A 15716-nucleotide genomic window follows, 5' to 3' on the forward strand; every position below is an offset into this window, starting at 1 on the left:
TTCAGCGTTATATGCCTGTCGATATGCGCCGGTTGCGTCTCCTTTTTCAATGTAACAATGGCAAAATCGTTCCTGCTTAAGTGTTAATTTCATTCCATCCTCCTCTGATTGAAATGGACAATACATTGCTCTGTTAAGCGGTCTTTGCCGAAATTGTTCACGCCTGCCAGGTTATTCCTGTCATTTTCATGGTATTTTCCTCCATAGTCTGACCTCGATGCTATTTTTTCCTTACCGACCCTCCGGCCTTCACTGAAATACCTGGTCTTACGTCCGGTTGGCACTCAACACAAAAATAGCCGCCCTTAAAGCCGTGGATAAAATCCCTGCCGCCACAGATCGGGCAAGGCCTCAATTCCGGTATTACAGGGTTGCTCTCTTTCATGTTCAAAAAAGAGATAATCTCCGCCTTATGCGTTTTGAAAAGCGGAACGAGCCGCCCGATATGAATCTCTTCACCGATCAGTTTGATTTTCCCTGCCTGGACAGATATTTCTACTCTGTTTTTTTTAGCTTCTGCCAGAATCGCAGTAATGTTCATATTTCCACCTCAACTATTCGTCGACTTCCTGAAACTTTTGGGATTTTACCGTCATTACCGTCATTGCTGTCATTCTGGGATCCATTTTGTGACGGCATGACAGTAATGACAGCATTTTTCTGAAAGTTTTGAGGGAACCCGTCTGTACGACCTATATTTTTGAACTGACCATGTGGAGTTACGTTTTGTGGTTCTATTGGCATTCTGTCAACGGGCATGGACAAGGATATAAGTATAAATGCATAAATAATTATAATATATGTTGACACACTCTCATTTTTCTGTTCTTTTGGTCAAAAAGAATGGATAAAGGAGGTGTTATGATAAAAATTGTTTTATCTGAGGCCCATAGAACGGAACTGATAAATTTTCGAAGACAAGCATCGTCCAAAGATTCTGAAAAGGCTCTCATGGTACTTATGAATGCGGATAATGGCATGTCGGTTCCTCAAATAGCCAAAACACTCAAGCGTAATCCACATACAGTAAGGGACTGGCTCAAGCGTTATAAGACTCAGGGACTTGCCGGCCTGAGCCGAAAATTTTCACCCGGTCGGCCCGCTGATAAACGAAAACGCCTCAAGCGTTTTATCGAGGAAATTCTCGTGGACCCACCTACTGAGCATGGATTTCAGGATAATACATGGACTGTTCCCTTGATTGTGCATTATACAAAGAATCAGGAAAAATTGCCGGTCAGCCGAGACACCGTTGTCAGGGCGTTGAAGGATTTAGGGTATTCATACAAACGACCGGCAAAAACCGTTCCCGGACATGCCCCTTCAGCGGAAGAAAAACGCTTGGCTATCGATGCCATTTTAAAAGACATACAAAATATTCTGGCCGAGAAAGAGACGGTCATTTACGCACTTGACGAGGCGCATTTTTCAACCGAGCCATACTTGGTTCAAGGTTGGTTTAAAAAAAGGTGGCCGCCATCGAATTCCAACGCCTCGCAAGCGCGAAAGTCTTACGTTCTTTGGATGCTTGAATCTGACAACACAAAAATTTTACTGGAAAAAATCCAGATATTCGAACAGTGATGCATTTACAAGTTTTCTTACCCAGTTACACCAAAGAACACCGGATAAAGAGATTGTAATAATCTTGGACAATGCCACTATTCACAAATCAAAGAGGGTAAAAAAATACCTGGATAACCATGAAAATATCCATTTGTTCAATTTGCCGCCATACTCGCCGGAATACAATCCTGTCGAAATATTTTGGAAGTGGATCAAGCCCAAAGTATACGGTTTTTCAGCTGTTGGCGGCATAGATGAGGTAATATCAAAATTTAGAAAGCTGGTGTGGCATTACAACAACAATCGCTTGGTTAACCCTATTCGCTTTAACCTTAAGGCCTATGAATCGATATTATCTTATAGATAATTTTGCATTTATGCTTATTTGTGAGTCTGGGGATTGGACCTGTTTTATCAGGCGTATTTCAAAAAACACATTAGACTGATTATAAAATGACCTGGACTGACACTTTTTCATTTAAATTCCTGATCAATTGAGATTTCCAGTGATTTTTGACCGTAGGCCAGCCTGATAATACAGGCCCAATCCACAATTTGGCTGAGTTTCATGGGTAATCAAGTATAATTTTACTGCGGTTTTCGGAAAAACATACGCAAAAAGGGGATAACACCATTGTTTCACAACTGCTCACAAGGACGTAATCACTCAGGACGAAATAAAACGGGCCGCCTGCCGGCGCGCTAGAAAGTCGGCCTGAAGAATGTCCTCCAGGCTGTCTTCACTGCCCTCCTGAATAATATCCATTGTTCGCGCAACTGTCTCGGTAATTTCAGGAAAAGATATCCGGGAATGAAGAAAAGCCTCCACCGCCACCTCGTTTGCCGCATTCAGAACAGTCGGGCTGACCCCCCCGGCCTCAATGGCTGTGAAGGCAAGTTTCAGTGCAGGAAAACTGGCATGATCCGGTTCAATGAACTCCAGGTTTGCGCATCGGGAAAGCTGCAGGGGGTTGAGTTCAAGCTCCAGCCTTTCGGGATAGGAAAGGGCGTAGGCAATCGGGATTCTCATATCCGGTATACCAAGCTGGGCAATCTGTGAACCGTCTTTAAATTCCACCAGGGAATGAATAATTGACTGGGGATGAACAACAACCTCTATATTATCTGCTTCTACACCAAACAGCCATCTGGCTTCGATCACCTCCAGTCCCTTGTTCATAAGAGTGGCGGAATCAATGGATATCTTTCTGCCCATCTCCCAGTTTGGATGATTCAGCGCCTCCTTCAATGTAACGATTTGAAGTTCTTTTTCACCTTTTCCACGGAACGGACCTCCTGATGCAGTAAGGATGATCTTCTGCAAATCTTTTTTCCGACCGGCTTCCAGGGCCTGAAAAATGGCAGAATGTTCTGAATCCACTGGAAGCATGGCAACTTTTTTACGCTTTACCGCCTCCATAACTATCTTACCGGCCATCACTAGGGTCTCTTTGTTGGCAAGCCCTATGTCTTTCCCCGCCTCGATTGCGGCAAGGGTCGGCAACAACCCGGCAGCCCCGACTATCGCTGAAACTGTCATGTCTGCGCTGTCATGGGCCGCAACCAGCCGGTTCCCTTCTTCACCAACAACTATACGATCAGTGTATTCCGCCGGAAGCAGTTTCTGGAGTTTTCCGGCATTCTCCCCACTGCCGATTGCCAGAAGTTCCGGCCTGAATTCAATAGCCTGCTCCGCTAAAAGTTCTATATTGCTGCCAGCCGCAAGGGCGGAAATTTTGAATCTGGCGGGGAATTGCCTGACAACTTCCAGAACATTTACACCAATGGAACCTGTGGACCCCAGAAGAGAAATTGATTTCATCAGGCCCCCGTGAGAACAAGAAAATAATACATGGCCGGTACGGCGAAAAGCAGAGAATCAATCCGGTCCAGTATCCCGCCATGTCCGGCAAGAAGGGTTCCGGAATCCTTGGTGTTCGTCCCGCGTTTAATAATTGATTCGGCAAGGTCACCACCAATCCCGACAAACCCGACCACCACAGCCGCAGCTGCAATGAAAAGGTAATTCTTCTCAGGAAAAAGCAACCAGGAAAAAAACAGGGCGCCGCAAACAGCAAGACAAAGCCCTCCCACTGCACCTTCAACAGTCTTGTTCGGGCTAATATAAGGAGACATTCTGTGTTTTCCCACGGCTCCACCGATAAAATAGGCTCCACTGTCTGAGCAGGCAGTAATCGAGGTAACAATAATCAACCAGGCGGCTCCTTGATCAAGTTGACGCAGAAGGACAAAATGCGCTCCAAGAAAGCCGATATAAATCAACCCGAAAATCAACCGGGCATAAAGTTGATAGCTGTCATTGAGGAAACGGTACCTTGAAATTATAAAGAAGGTGAGGAGAAAAAACGAACAGAAAATCGTTGCAGCCAGCGTTCCATCCCCCGGCAACAGACTCACTCCAAGAACAGGAAGAAAGAGAACACCCGCAAGAAACCATTTGCTTAATATTCCAAGATCCGGGCCTGCTGCCATTCTCAGGTATTCACCACAACCAATGAAAATCATGATGCAGACAACAGCATTAAATGACAGTATCGACCCTTTCAACAGTAATATAAGCCAGAAAGCAGCCAGCAGAATTCCGGGTACGATACGTTTCATAATCTAACCTGTCTGTACCTGTTCTCCTGTACGACCGAATCTTCGTTCACGGGATTGATAATCTGTGAGCGCCTGCAAGAATACATTTTTTCTGAAATCCGGCCACATAACGTCCGTAAAAATTATTTCAGCATAAGAAAGCTGCCAGAGAAGGAAATTGGACAGCCGGGCTTCCCCACCGGTCCGGATAAGCAGGTCAGGATCAGGTAAACCGGCAGTATCAAGGTGACTGCTGATCACAGTATCTGTAATTGATTCCACACTTCGTTCCCCTGCCAGACATTGACCTGCGAGATTTCGGACAGTCCTTACAATTTCATCCCTGCCGCCATAACTGAGTGCTAGATTCAAAATCAATTTGGAATTACCGGATGTTGCGGCAATTGTGTTCTCAAGAGATATCTTCACCTGACCCGGAAGTTTACTTCTGTCCCCGATGGAAACAAGCCGGATGTCATTTTCCTGCATTCGTGGAAGTTCAGCTTCGAGATATCTTTTCAGAATGGACATCAACCCGCTCACTTCCTGGGACGGCCTCTTCCAGTTTTCTGATGAAAATGCGTACAGGGTGAGAACTTCAATACCGATTTCCCGCGACGCAGCCACAATATCACGAACTGAATCGGCACCGGCCATATGTCCGAACAGCCGGGGCTTTTTCTTGCTCTGCGCCCAGCGACCGTTCCCGTCCATTATAATTGCAACATGCCTCGGGAGGCGGTCCTGATCGACCAAATCAGAAGAAACCATAATTATAACTATTCATTGAAAGCAGAAAAAAGGAGTATCCGGTTAATGAAAAAAAAGCTGATGCTCTTGCCGGAATACACTGAACCTCAGGCTGCCATTGTCACGTTAACGATGAAATGACGTGAAATTGTGCTGTAATTTTGTGTGCCGTCCTGCCTGCCGCTTTAAGCACATGGCTGAACATATAACCTGAGCCACATGCAGGATGACGCGAAAAAGGACAGGCCAGATACGTCAGAGCGGTGTTGACGGGACACTAGACTTCCATTACCTCTTTTTCCTTGGAAACGGTAATTTCATCTATTTTTTTTATATAACTGTCCGTTTCTGCCTGGGCCTGATCCTGAAGCTTGAACAGATCATCTTCCGCAATTTCTTTGTCTTTTTTCTGCTTCTTCAACGCATCAATAGCCTCCCGTCGAATATTGCGAATGGCAACCTTGAACTCTTCAGCAATCTTTTTTACTGATTTAACAAGTTCTTTCCGACGCTCTTCGGTCAGTTGCGGAATATTCAGACGTATAATTTTTCCGTCATTAACTGGTGTCAGGCCGATATCTGATTTTAAAATGGCCTTCTCAATAGCAGGTAGCATCTGAGGATCCCATGGCTGAATAGCAATCATCCTGCTCTCGGGAATGGTCAATGTGCAAACCTGGTTGAGAGGCATTCCACTGCCATACGCATCCACAGAGATATCATCAAGAATGGAAAGAGAAGCCCTTCCAGTACGAACCTTTGACAGTTCTTTCTTGAATGAATCTACACTCTTGCTCATCTTCTCCGACATTTTCGAAATGACTTCACTCATAATCTCATCCCCTATTCCATATCATTAACCAGTGTCTGTCTTTCCAGGAGACTGCCCGAGAATGTCCTTTTTTCCTCCAACTCTGCCTTATTGTACAAGAACAGTGCTCGAACAACTTCCCAGTGTCCCGTCAACACTGCTCTGACGTGACACTGGACGTATTTCAAAAATTACATTTTACTGGTTTTAAATTAAGCAGAACTGACAATTTTCCACTTTCCTGTGACGCAGAGATCGTGCGAAAAGGCCATTTTTCAAGAGACCCTTAATCATCGCCCTGCTCACTGATCAAGGTTCCAACCTTTTCACCAGTGGCAGCCTTTCTGATATTGCCGGGTTCTCCCATGTCCAGCACCATAATCGGCAGTCCGTCTTCTCTGGCCAGGGCAATTCCCGCAGCATCCATTACCCTCAAACCCTTACGAAGCACTTCATCATAGGAAAGTGTTTCATATTTCAGGGCGTCACTGTATTTCACCGGATCCTTATCGTAGACACCATCGACTTTAGTTGCTTTAATGACAATTTCCGCGTCAATCTCAAGCGCTCTCAAAACAGCAGCAGAATCAGTTGTGAAGTAGGGGTTTCCTGTACCGGCAGCAAAAATGACCACCCGGCCCTTTTCCAGGTGCCTCGTGGCCCTACGACGAATATAGGGCTCAGATACAGACTGCATCGGTATTGCAGACATTACCCTCGTAATAATTCCATTTCTTTCCAGGGCATCCTGCATCGCCAGACTGTTCATGACCGTAGCCAGCATTCCCATGTTGTCCGCAGTCGTCCGATCCATACCCTTGCTTGCCCCGGCAACACCCCTGAAAATATTACCCGCACCTATTACAATACCCAGCTCAACGTCCAGCTCAATCACTGCTTTTACTTCCGACGCCACAAATTCAAGGACCCTGGGGCTTATTCCATATGATTCTTCACCCATCAGGGCTTCGCCGCTTAACTTCAACAACATCCGTCTGTATTTTATCGTCATTGTCCTTGCTCTTTCAGGTGATAGTGAGTCACAGGCTCGTCTGCCCGCTACTTTATCAATGGCTTGACGCAGATCCGGTGAATAGGCACCCGGCAGCTCTATCAATTACGACAGTAACTATTCAGTGGAGCCAACCTGAAATCTGGCAAATCGCTTGATGGATATATTTTCACCCATCTTTCCAACCAGTTCATTGAGCAGATCCTGCACAGTCAGGTCCGGATTCTTGACATATTTCTGCTCCAGCAGGCAGATTTCAGACAGAAATTTTTCGATTTTACCTGTGACCATCTTCTCGACTATTTCCTCAGGTTTTCCGGAGTCCAGGGCCTGCTGAACATAAATATCTTTTTCTCTGGTCACAATCTCTGCAGGTACCTCTTCCCTGGTGATGGCTACCGGATTTACCGCTGCAATATGCATTGCGATATCTCGGGCAAAAGCACGAAAATCGTCATTTTTGGCAACAAAATCAGTTTCACACCCCAGCTCAACCATAACACCAAGATTTCCACCGGCATGAATATAAGTTTCAATAACACCCTCACTTGTCGCCCTGCCTGCACGTTTTGCTGCCACGGCAAGACCTTTCTGCCGTAGAAGGTCTACTGCTTTTTCCATGTCACCATCTGTATCGGACAGCGCCTTCTTGCAGTCCATCATCCCTGCAGCAGTCTTGTCCCTCAGTTCTTTTACCATTTTGCTGGTAATTTTCATGGCAAATCTCCTTAACTCAATATGTTATACCTTTATAAATCTGCCCTTTCAAAACTAATCCGGCAGATATCTTCAGAGGTAACTCCCCGGGAAACTGTCCCGAGAAGTCGACATTTATCTCAATCCTGTATTCCAGATTTAATGTGGTTTTTATCATTATATTTCACGATGTTATCTGGAAATATAACGAGTGTCTGTCCAGAAATAACAATTTTTGTTCGAGATCAAGGTGCACGGGAAATTTTACCGAAGGCTTATAATTGATATTCCAAGGATAAAATTTTTCGGGCAACGCAGATATCGGGCAAAAAGACCAACTGTGGACAACCACTAACTAAACCGTCTGGGACTCAGCAAATACACACAGCAAAAAGGGGCTGTCAAATGACTGCCCCTTTTTACTCAGTTTCATGCAATCAGCGAACAACCACATGCCGTTTCTGACAACCCCCGGCAGTAAACCCAACTTCAGCGGGGCCGTTAACAACGGCAGAACAACTATTCGGCACTTTCTACCGTCTCTTCAGCCATTTCGCTCCCTGCATCACCCATAGCAGCAGCTACAGCTTCTTCCGAGGCATCCTCTCCATCTTTCATGGCCTGTCCTGCCAGTACAGCCTCAGCGATATGATGGCTTATCAGACGGATTGACCGTATGGCATCATCATTTCCGGGGATAATAAAATCCACATTGTCAGGATCACAGTTCGTGTCAGTAATGGCAACTACCGGAATATTAAGTTTCTTTGCCTCATTAATTGCTATCGACTCTTTCTTGGGATCAACAACAAAAACAACCGACGGCAGACTTCTCATGTTCTTAATTCCGCCGACATTTCGTTCCAGCTTAACCCTTTCCTTCTCCATCAAAAGAATTTCTTTTTTGGGAAACCGGTTGATCGAACCATCTTCCTGCATGGATTCAATGGATTTAAGCCGGTCTATTGAATTCTTAATTGTCTGAAAATTGGTCAGCATTCCGCCAAGCCAGCGGTGATCGACATAATACATGCCACAGCGTTTTGCCTCTTCGTTAATAATGGCCTGGGCCTGCCTTTTGGTACCAACAAACAGGACTGTTCCACCTTTTTTGACTTCATTGGTTATGAAATCACAAGCCTTATCAAAAAGCTTTTTGGTCAGATCGAGATTAACAATATAGATTCCATTCCTGGGACCATAAATATAGGGTTTCATCTTAGGATTCCATCGCCTTGTCTGATGTCCAAAATGAAGCCCGGCCTGAAGCATTTCTCTTACTGTCACATTTGCCATTTTTTTTCTCCGTTTCTGGTTTTTCCTCCATCTTCTCAAATCGCGGAAAAAGAACTCTTTTCTCTCCGGCAACACCAGGTTGAATTGAAGATGTGTGTTTTATTGTAAATGCAGATCTTGCTCAAATCATTCGTGTGAAAATAACACTGTTTTTTACCATGAGTTAAACAATTATGCAACGGGATGATGAGGATCATCGTAAAACTTTCGATTTTCCTGTCAGGATAAGTTTTAACCATTCGAATCCGAATTTCATCAATTCAGCATCATCGTTATTAATCATTTTTTTCCAGTTTCTGTCGATCCTGAATTGCCCGAGGAGTTTGTGGCTCTCTGCAAACTCTCTGAAAGTATCAATATTATAGCAGACCATAAAAGACAACTGCTGCTTCTCTCCACCAACACCCTCTCCTTTCCATGGATTTGTCATAAACAATGTATCTAGCTCGGTCCAGAGTTCATTCATGGAATTACATTCAAGCAGCCGCTGGTTACGAATCCAGCTCTGTACTGTATGTTTCTTCTTTTCCCGGTGGCCGAGGCAGTATGGGTGGTCTGTCAGAAAATAAAACTCACTCACCTTTCCCTTCACAAAACTTCTATCTACGGCTCTTTCCAGCGGGTAAGTTCGACATGCAGAAGGACGGCTTTTATATACAGCGCATCCTTTCTCTCCCAGGAAGGGGCAGGATTTTTCTTCATTTTCCATCAATTTCAGTTTCACCGTCGGGAAATATGGATTTTCTCCTCGAACAAGAACAGTATGTTCCCGCATGAAATCCCCGGAATCAATTCCCAGGCAGTTTTTCAACATAAGTACATCATACGGATAAAGGATCATATCCACATTTTTACAGCAAACTGTAAAACATTTAACTTCCGGATGACAGTCAAAAGAAAAACAACCATTACCTATCGGAGTCATACCGTCAGGAAAACTCTTTTTTTCACAAGTCATAAGTATTTTTTTTCGGGCAACGCAAATATCGGCCAAAAAGACCAACTATGGACAACCACTATTTTCGTCCGTCTGCTCATAGAGCCGACTGATCAATAACTCTAGAGGAAGTTACAAAAAATTATCTGATTACGTATGAAACTCAGCCTGTTATTTGTGAAACTGGGGATGCGCCTTATAAAACAGGCACATCCACAATTTGGCTGAGTTTCATAGGTAATTAAAAAAAATAAAAAAAAAGCTGGATAGGAATAATTTCCCATCCAGCCTGAAACTTCCTGAAACAATCTTATTCAACTGTCATCTTCTACAGTATCAATAATTTCTTCGTACCCTACGAGTTCAATTATTGCCATGGCTGCACAATCACCTTTTCGTGTACCCGTCTGGAGGATTCTGGTATAGCCACCCTTACGATCAGCAAACTGTTCCTGAATATCAGTAAAGAGTTTTTCAACAACATCTTTTCTTCGAATATAGCTGAGTGCCTGTCTTCGGGCATGGAGATCACCCCTTTTGGCGAGAGTAATCATCTTCTCCGCAATTGGTCGCAGTTCTTTGGCTTTTTCTTTTGTTGTAACGATTCGTTCATGCTCAAACAGTGAAGTAACCATGTTCCTGAACATTGCTTCTCTATGCGAACTGGTCCTTCCCAGTTTTCTGGCAGATTTTCCGTGTCTCATCTCTTAATCCTCGGTAACAGCACTAAATCAAAGTAATTTGGAAGTAAAATTATTCCGGTTGACCAATATCATCTGTTACAGTTGCTGGTCATCGGTTTCTTTAACATCAGGTGGAGTCCAGTTTTCAAATTTCATGCCGAGGGTAAGGTCCATTTCGGCGAGCAGGGCTTTTATCTCGTTCAGGGACTTCCGTCCAAAATTCTTGGTCTTCAGCATCTCCTGATCGGTCTTCTGGGCCAGATCTCCGATAAAGTGAATATCAGCATTTTTCAGGCAGTTGGCCGAACGCACAGACAACTCAAGGTCTTCAACAGGTTTATCCAGGTACGGATTATCTGGTTCGACCTCTCTACTGGTATCTTCCGTCACCTCGGGCTCCGCCTCTTCCTCATCAAAATTGATGAAGATGGTCATCTGTTCTTTAAGAATCTTAGCCGCGTATGCAAGAGCACTTTCCGGCCTGAGACTCCCGTCAGTTTCAATTTCAATAGTCAGCTTATCATAATCAGTCTGTTGACCGACTCGAGCCTGGGAAGTGACATACTGAATTTTCTTTATGGGGGTGAAAATGGCGTCGATCGGGATCTGCCCAATAGCCAGGTTTTCCTTATCCTGCTTCTCAGCAGGTTGATATCCCTTTCCCCATTCAACGGTAAGCTCAGCCCTGAAGGTGACGTCCCCGGTCAAAGTACAGATCAACTGCTCAGGATTCATCACTTCAACAAGCTCATTACCGTCGATATCAGCAGCTGTAACCTTTCCAGGGCCGGTCTTGTCAATGATGACATTCTGGGAATCACCGGAGAGCAGCTTGATCCTGATTGTTTTAAGATTCAGAATAATTTCACTGACATCTTCCATTATATCTTTCATGGAAGTGAATTCGTGAAGAGCCCCCTCAATTTTTACAGTGGTTATTGCCGCACCCTGAATTGAAGAGAGAAGGATTCGCCGCAGCGAATTCCCGATAGTAGTCGCAAATCCCCTTTCAAGGGGCTGACAGACAAACTTTCCATAAGTCTCGGTGTGCTTGTCCCTGTCAACCTCAAGCTTCTCTGGTTTAATCAGCTCGTGCCAGTTACGGTAAAATGGTGTTTTTTCGTCGGCAGCTTGAGTCATAAATTACCTTCTCTGCTTTTCTTCTTTACTTTGAAAAGTATTCACCCCTTGACATACAAAAGGTGTTCATTAAGCGCGAAAGCAAGCCTCCTGAGGAGACATTACCTTCATAATTCTACTTCGTTTTATTTTGAGTACAGTTCAACAATGAGCTGTTCCTGAATCGGCATGGTGATTTCTTCGCGATTCGGCATGGCTTTAATGGTTGCCTTGTAATTGTCCTTATCAAGCTCAATCCAGCTCGGAATCCCACGCCTGGCAACAGCCTCTAGATTTTCATTGATGGCACCGTTCGCCCGGCTTTTTTCCTTTAACGTTATAGTATCATTGACAGAAACAAGAAAGGACGGAATATCTACCTTTCGGCCATTGACCAGAATATGCTTATGACGAACAAGCTGACGCGCCTGATTTCTTGAAGCGGCAAATCCCAGTCGAAAAACAGTATTGTCGAGTCGTCGCTCAAGAAGTACGAGCAGATTTTCACCAGTAACGCCCTTCTGCCTGTCAGCCTTCTGGAAATTCAATTTGAACTGCCCCTCCAGCATACCGTACATGGCCTTGACTTTCTGTTTTTCACGCAACTGAACAGCATAGTTGGAGAGTTTTTTAAATCTTGCCTGCCCGTGCTGACCAGGACCAAAAGCCCTTCTCTCATACGAGCACTTATCAGAGTAACAACGGTCACCCTTGAGGTATAATTTCAATCCTTCTCTCCTGCATCGACGACATGCAGCACCTATATTTCTAGCCAACGTAGGCCTCCATTCAAAATATTTTTTCTTTCAGGGAAATTGAAAAATAATCAGACCCGACGACGTTTGGGTGGTTTGCATCCGTTGTGAGGTATCGGTGTCACATCATAAATTCGACTCACTTCAAACCCTGTATTTATCAGCGCTCTCAAAGCAGCCTCTCTCCCGGGCCCAGGTCCTTTTACCTTCACTTCAACTTTTCTCATTCCAAAATCTGCAGCTTTTTTAGCAGCATCAGCGAGAGCATTCTGGGCGGCAAAAGGTGTACTTTTCCTGGAACCTTTAAACCCAAGAACCCCGGCACTGCACCAGGCGACAACATTTCCCTGTTTATCGGAAATAGTCACAATCGTATTGTTAAAAGTTGAATAGATAAAAACTATACCTTCCGGTACATTCTTTTTTACCCTTCTTTTTTTTGCAACGGCCATAATTTTATACCTGTTTAATTATCTGCTATTTCCGACGTCCAGCTCCACGTCTGGGGCCTTTTCTGGTACGTGCATTAGTCTTTGTATTCTGTCCACGACAGGGCAGCCCCATACGATGACGCCGTCCTCTATAACAGCCGAGATCGGTCAGTCGCTTGATATCCATGGAAACTTCCCGGCGGCGGTCACCTTCAACAGTGTATTCCGCTTCAATCACCTTTCTGATCCGGTTGATGTCATCGCCCCCGAGATCATCACTGTTCATCGTGTAGGGCAGATCCACCTTATCGAGGATTTTGCGGGCCGATGTCAGACCAATCCCGTGAATATAAGTAAGTGCCCGGTCAATATGTTTGTTTTTTGGAAGGTCAACTCCTGCTATACGTGCCAAGATCTATCTCCTTAAAGGAAGTAGGAAGTAAAAAGCGGTAACTCCACAATTAACCCTGCCTCTGTTTATGTTTCTTAATTTTACAGGATACGCGAACTACCCCATTTCGCTTAAATATTTTGCATTCACTGCATATTTTTTTTACTGATGCGCGTACTTTCATGATAAGACTCTATTTTTTCTTTTTGGCGTTTTTCGCCCGGAACGTTACTCTTCCCCTGGTGAGATCGTAGGGAGAAAGTTCTATCGTAACTCTGTCACCAGGCAGGATTTTGATAAAATGCATCCTCATCTTGCCTGAAATATGTGCAAGCACCTTATGCCCATTGTCAAGTTCGACCCTGAACATTGCATTCGGTAACGGCTCAATAATAGTACCTTCTACTTCGATTGCTTCTTCTTTTGCCATGGATGTCCCTGAGTATTCATAGTTTCAATTAAAAACGGAGCATTATACTATACCTCTCAAAAAAAGAGAAGTGTTTTTTAAATTTCTGCAGGCTTTTCTGTCAACTGAGAATACGTGGTCCGTTTTCAGTTACCGCCACGGAATGCTCAAAATGAGCAGAAGGCTTACGATCAGCTGTAACTACCGTCCATCCGTCTTTGAGAACTTTTACCCTGCCGGTACCGAGATTGACCATCGGCTCAATTGCCAGAACCATTCCGACCCTCAATCTTTCCGTCCTTTCACCCTGATAAAAATTCGGGATTTCAGGAGGCTCATGCAATGCGCTGCCGATACCGTGCCCGACAAACTGTTTAACAACTGAAAAACCGTGTCCTTCCACGTGATTCTGGACCGCCAGTGATATATCCCTTATATGGTTTCCGGCAGTAACCTGTTCAATACCTTTGTACAGAGACTCTTCGGTTACCTTCAGAAGACGTGTAATTTCCGGTTTTATCTTTCCCACTGCGACAGTCAGTGCAGAATCACCGAAAAATCCTTCATACTCAACACCAAAATCAATGGAAAGAATATCCCCTTTTTTTAATTTTTTCTTCCTGGATGGTATCCCGTGCACTACTTCTTCATTAAGCGAGACACAGAGACTCCCAGGAAACCCCCTGTATCCCTTAAAAGCAGGCCTTCCTTTTCGCTTAAGACAATATTCTTCAGCAAGCCTGTCCAGTTCCCAGGTTGTAATGCCGGGTCTGACAGCTTCCTTTAATAATTTTAAAGCACCGGCAACAATACTGTTCGCCTCGGCCATTATTTCTATTTCAGCGGGAGTTTTTACTATTACAGCCCCCCGCCCTGAGGATGAAGCCACAACTTATCGGCGTCCTTTAATCCGTCCCTGTTTCATAAACCCTTCATAATTTCTCATATGAAGATGAGATTCAATCTGCGAGATGGTATCAATACCGACCCCGACAACAATGAGCAGTGCCGTTCCACCAAAATAAAACGGAATATTGAATTCACGTATGAGCAAGGTCGGTAATACGCATACGGCACTGAGATAAATGGCTCCAACGACAGTTAACCTGGTCAGCACTTTATCAAGAAACTCAGCAGTTCTTTTACCTGGTCTTATTCCTGGTATAAACCCACCGTTTTTCTTCAGATTATCAGCTACATCATCAGGCTTGAACTGGACTGCAGTATAAAAAAAGCAGAAGAAGACTATCATTCCAATATAGCAGATATAATAGTAGATCGTTCCCGGAGCCATGGCGGCTGAAACTCTCTGCACCCATTCAATTTTGATAAAACTTCCTATGGTCGCTGGAAACATCATAATTGATGAGGCAAATATGGGAGGAATCACCCCGGAAATGTTAATTTTAAGGGGCAGGTGAGAGCTTTGACCACCATACACTCTTCTCCCTACCACACGCTTCGCGTACTGTATTGGAATGCGTCGCTGCGCCGTTTCAAAAAAGACTATAACTGCTACAATCGCAAACATGAACAGAACCAGAAAAGGTACAAAAAACAAGGCAATTTCTCCAGCCTTGATCAACTGAATGGAGTTGACTACCGCAGCCGGTCCCCGGGCGACAATACCTGCGAAAATGATCAATGATATACCGTTCCCAATACCCCTCTCTGTCATCTGTTCCCCAAGCCACATGATAAACGCGGTACCTGAAGTTAGAGTGAGCATGGTCATCAGTTTAAACTGCAGTCCGGGAACGAGAACAATAGCTTCCCCGCCGGGCCCTGTCATACTCTCAAGACCAACCGCGATAAATGTGCCCTGAACGATACTCAGGAAAACCGTACCATATCGGGTGTACTGCGTTATTTTCCGGTTACCGGCCTCTCCTTCTTTTTTCAATGCTTCAAGCTGTGGAATAACAACAGTCAGCAGCTGAATAATAATGGAGGCGGAGATATATGGCATTATCCCCAGAGCAAACACTGAAAAATTCTTCAGTGCCCCACCGGAGAACAAGTTAAACATGCCAAACAATGTTCCAGCATTCTGATTGAAAAACGCCTGGAGAGCTTCACCGTTAATTCCAGGCGTGGGTATCTGAACACCCATTCTATAAACAGCAAGCATAATAAGCGTAAAAAAGATACGTCTACGCAGCTCCGGTATATTTGCAGCACTCTGCAATCCGCCCATTATAATGTCCTATCTTCGTTCCTATCAATAATAACAATACTTGATGCCCTGACAACGAGAGG

At 44.5% G+C, this 15716-nt stretch carries 20 protein-coding genes; 2 read left to right on the plus strand and 18 right to left on the minus strand.

What is annotated here, in order from left to right; genetic code table 11:
- Positions 1 to 220 precede the first annotated feature (220 nt).
- A complete protein-coding gene (locus ACXLDX_RS08300) occupies positions 221 to 541 on the minus strand; it encodes a hypothetical protein (RefSeq protein ID WP_457576724.1) in 321 nt (106 codons plus the stop codon).
- A 320-nt stretch (positions 542 to 861) separates the two neighbouring features.
- On the opposite strand from ACXLDX_RS08300, the gene ACXLDX_RS08305 reads away from it, so the two are divergent.
- Both ACXLDX_RS08305 and ACXLDX_RS08310 read left to right on the plus strand, forming a co-directional pair.
- Positions 862 to 1584, plus strand: a complete 723-nt coding sequence (locus ACXLDX_RS08305) for an IS630 family transposase (protein ID WP_457576725.1) — start codon at positions 862 to 864, stop codon at positions 1582 to 1584.
- Positions 1484 to 1933, plus strand: a complete 450-nt coding sequence (locus ACXLDX_RS08310) for an IS630 family transposase (RefSeq protein WP_457576777.1) — start codon at positions 1484 to 1486, stop codon at positions 1931 to 1933. The genes ACXLDX_RS08305 and ACXLDX_RS08310 overlap by 101 nt, the downstream gene beginning before the upstream one ends.
- 300 nt (positions 1934 to 2233) lie before the next feature.
- Here the strand turns inward: ACXLDX_RS08310 and ACXLDX_RS08315 are convergent, their stop codons facing one another.
- The 17 genes from ACXLDX_RS08315 to secY form a co-directional block, all read right to left on the minus strand.
- Complete coding sequence (locus tag ACXLDX_RS08315) at positions 2234 to 3388, minus strand: 1-deoxy-D-xylulose-5-phosphate reductoisomerase (protein WP_457576726.1); 1155 nt, start codon at positions 3386 to 3388, stop codon at positions 2234 to 2236.
- A complete protein-coding gene (locus ACXLDX_RS08320) occupies positions 3388 to 4188 on the minus strand; it encodes a phosphatidate cytidylyltransferase (RefSeq protein ID WP_457576727.1) in 801 nt (266 codons plus the stop codon). Before ACXLDX_RS08320 ends, ACXLDX_RS08315 begins: the two co-directional genes overlap by 1 nt.
- Before the next feature lie 3 nt (positions 4189 to 4191).
- The gene (uppS, locus tag ACXLDX_RS08325; protein WP_457576728.1) at positions 4192 to 4938 is read right to left on the minus strand and encodes an undecaprenyl pyrophosphate synthase; all 747 of its coding nucleotides are present in this window, start codon (positions 4936 to 4938) and stop codon (positions 4192 to 4194) included.
- 256 nt (positions 4939 to 5194) lie between these two features.
- On the minus strand, positions 5195 to 5752 hold the full coding sequence (gene frr, locus ACXLDX_RS08330; RefSeq protein ID WP_457576778.1) for a ribosome recycling factor: 558 nt from the start codon (positions 5750 to 5752) through the stop codon (positions 5195 to 5197).
- Positions 5753 to 6014: 262 nt separating this feature from the next.
- Positions 6015 to 6740 (minus strand): UMP kinase, encoded by a 726-nt coding sequence (gene pyrH, locus ACXLDX_RS08335; RefSeq protein ID WP_457576729.1) that lies wholly within the window; start codon positions 6738 to 6740, stop codon positions 6015 to 6017.
- A gap of 117 nt (positions 6741 to 6857) precedes the next feature.
- Positions 6858 to 7457, minus strand: a complete 600-nt coding sequence (tsf, locus tag ACXLDX_RS08340) for a translation elongation factor Ts (RefSeq protein WP_457576730.1) — start codon at positions 7455 to 7457, stop codon at positions 6858 to 6860.
- 498 nt (positions 7458 to 7955) lie between these two features.
- The gene (gene rpsB, locus ACXLDX_RS08345) at positions 7956 to 8732 is read right to left on the minus strand and encodes a 30S ribosomal protein S2 (RefSeq protein ID WP_457576731.1); all 777 of its coding nucleotides are present in this window, start codon (positions 8730 to 8732) and stop codon (positions 7956 to 7958) included.
- A 193-nt stretch (positions 8733 to 8925) separates the two neighbouring features.
- Positions 8926 to 9690 (minus strand): YkgJ family cysteine cluster protein, encoded by a 765-nt coding sequence (locus ACXLDX_RS08350; protein ID WP_457576732.1) that lies wholly within the window; start codon positions 9688 to 9690, stop codon positions 8926 to 8928.
- Between the two features lie 293 nt (positions 9691 to 9983).
- Entirely contained in the window at positions 9984 to 10373 is a 390-nt protein-coding gene (gene rplQ / locus ACXLDX_RS08355) for a 50S ribosomal protein L17 (protein WP_457576733.1), read from the minus strand.
- Positions 10374 to 10448: 75 nt separating this feature from the next.
- Positions 10449 to 11492 (minus strand): DNA-directed RNA polymerase subunit alpha, encoded by a 1044-nt coding sequence (locus tag ACXLDX_RS08360; RefSeq protein ID WP_457576734.1) that lies wholly within the window; start codon positions 11490 to 11492, stop codon positions 10449 to 10451.
- Positions 11493 to 11617: 125 nt separating this feature from the next.
- A complete protein-coding gene (gene rpsD, locus ACXLDX_RS08365; protein WP_457576735.1) occupies positions 11618 to 12247 on the minus strand; it encodes a 30S ribosomal protein S4 in 630 nt (209 codons plus the stop codon).
- A 50-nt stretch (positions 12248 to 12297) separates the two neighbouring features.
- On the minus strand, positions 12298 to 12678 hold the full coding sequence (gene rpsK / locus ACXLDX_RS08370; RefSeq protein ID WP_228855987.1) for a 30S ribosomal protein S11: 381 nt from the start codon (positions 12676 to 12678) through the stop codon (positions 12298 to 12300).
- Between the two features lie 25 nt (positions 12679 to 12703).
- On the minus strand, positions 12704 to 13069 hold the full coding sequence (gene rpsM / locus ACXLDX_RS08375; protein ID WP_457576736.1) for a 30S ribosomal protein S13: 366 nt from the start codon (positions 13067 to 13069) through the stop codon (positions 12704 to 12706).
- A 49-nt stretch (positions 13070 to 13118) separates the two neighbouring features.
- On the minus strand, positions 13119 to 13232 hold the full coding sequence (rpmJ, locus tag ACXLDX_RS08380; RefSeq protein ID WP_228855985.1) for a 50S ribosomal protein L36: 114 nt from the start codon (positions 13230 to 13232) through the stop codon (positions 13119 to 13121).
- Between the two features lie 9 nt (positions 13233 to 13241).
- Positions 13242 to 13478 carry a translation initiation factor IF-1 gene (gene infA / locus ACXLDX_RS08385; RefSeq protein WP_035234762.1) on the minus strand — a complete coding sequence of 79 codons (237 nt, stop codon included), beginning with the start codon at positions 13476 to 13478 and terminating at the stop codon, positions 13242 to 13244.
- Positions 13479 to 13578: 100 nt separating this feature from the next.
- Positions 13579 to 14346, minus strand: coding sequence for a type I methionyl aminopeptidase (gene map, locus ACXLDX_RS08390; protein WP_457576737.1), 768 nt, complete (start codon positions 14344 to 14346; stop codon positions 13579 to 13581).
- Between the two features lie 3 nt (positions 14347 to 14349).
- Positions 14350 to 15654, minus strand: a complete 1305-nt coding sequence (gene secY, locus ACXLDX_RS08395) for a preprotein translocase subunit SecY (protein WP_457576738.1) — start codon at positions 15652 to 15654, stop codon at positions 14350 to 14352.
- Positions 15655 to 15716: the final 62 nt, after the last annotated feature.

Source organism: Desulfomarina sp., assembly GCF_054039375.1.

Excerpts from the sequence above, each read along its gene's own strand:
- uppS (WP_457576728.1), bottom strand. The coding sequence starts at position 4,938 with ATGGTTTCTTCTGATTTGGTCGATCAGGACCGCCTCCCGAGGCATGTT.
- tsf (WP_457576730.1), bottom strand. The coding sequence starts at position 7,457 with ATGAAAATTACCAGCAAAATGGTAAAAGAACTGAGGGACAAGACTGCT.
- rplQ (WP_457576733.1), bottom strand. The coding sequence starts at position 10,373 with ATGAGACACGGAAAATCTGCCAGAAAACTGGGAAGGACCAGTTCGCAT.
- infA (WP_035234762.1), bottom strand. The coding sequence starts at position 13,478 with ATGGCAAAAGAAGAAGCAATCGAAGTAGAAGGTACTATTATTGAGCCG.
- secY (WP_457576738.1), bottom strand. The coding sequence starts at position 15,654 with ATGGGCGGATTGCAGAGTGCTGCAAATATACCGGAGCTGCGTAGACGT.
- ACXLDX_RS08305 (WP_457576725.1), top strand. The coding sequence starts at position 862 with ATGATAAAAATTGTTTTATCTGAGGCCCATAGAACGGAACTGATAAAT.
- ACXLDX_RS08315 (WP_457576726.1), bottom strand. The coding sequence starts at position 3,388 with ATGAAATCAATTTCTCTTCTGGGGTCCACAGGTTCCATTGGTGTAAAT.
- ACXLDX_RS08300 (WP_457576724.1), bottom strand. The coding sequence starts at position 541 with ATGAACATTACTGCGATTCTGGCAGAAGCTAAAAAAAACAGAGTAGAA.
- pyrH (WP_457576729.1), bottom strand. The coding sequence starts at position 6,740 with ATGACGATAAAATACAGACGGATGTTGTTGAAGTTAAGCGGCGAAGCC.
- ACXLDX_RS08320 (WP_457576727.1), bottom strand. The coding sequence starts at position 4,188 with ATGAAACGTATCGTACCCGGAATTCTGCTGGCTGCTTTCTGGCTTATA.
- rpsB (WP_457576731.1), bottom strand. The coding sequence starts at position 8,732 with ATGGCAAATGTGACAGTAAGAGAAATGCTTCAGGCCGGGCTTCATTTT.
- ACXLDX_RS08360 (WP_457576734.1), bottom strand. The coding sequence starts at position 11,492 with ATGACTCAAGCTGCCGACGAAAAAACACCATTTTACCGTAACTGGCAC.
- ACXLDX_RS08350 (WP_457576732.1), bottom strand. The coding sequence starts at position 9,690 with ATGACTTGTGAAAAAAAGAGTTTTCCTGACGGTATGACTCCGATAGGT.
- rpmJ (WP_228855985.1), bottom strand. The coding sequence starts at position 13,232 with ATGAAAGTACGCGCATCAGTAAAAAAAATATGCAGTGAATGCAAAATA.
- rpsK (WP_228855987.1), bottom strand. The coding sequence starts at position 12,678 with ATGGCCGTTGCAAAAAAAAGAAGGGTAAAAAAGAATGTACCGGAAGGT.